1 pseudogene is annotated in these 392 nt (G+C 49.2%); it reads right to left on the bottom strand.

Going from position 1 to position 392, the window contains the following annotated elements:
- A pseudogene (locus tag ACTHSP_RS22485) lies at positions 1–340 on the bottom strand (NADH:ubiquinone reductase (Na(+)-transporting) subunit A); the annotation flags it as partial.
- Positions 341–392: the final 52 nt, after the last annotated feature.

The raw sequence follows: 392 nt of genomic DNA, 5'->3' as shown, positions 1-392 counted from the left end.
TCAATTTTGCCAGCGCTTCAGGTGCGTAGCGTTCGAACTCGATTTCGTCGTTGCCTTCAACGGCAATCACGACTGACTGAAGTACGCGCTTTTCGCCACGGTGAATAGCGGCGATTTTGCCTGAAGCCGGAGCAGTAAATACTACGCCCGGATTCTTTTTGTCTTCAAACAGCACTTGGCCTTTTTTGACGGCTTCGCCTTCCTTGATTTTCATCGAGGGGCGCATGCCGACATATTCTTCGCCAAGCAACGCGACTTCGGTAATGGCCGGGCCGTCATAAATGACTTGCTCCGGTCTGCCTGCGATAGGCAGGTCTAAGCCTTTTTTTATCTTAATCATAAGGATGCGTTACTTTTTGGTGGGTTGAGATTCGGATGTCGGATTGTTTTTT

The organism is Neisseria sp. P0001.S005 (assembly GCF_051963715.1).
The sequence above is the reverse complement of the archived record's forward strand: the minus strand, read 5'-3'. Positions and strand labels throughout refer to the sequence as shown.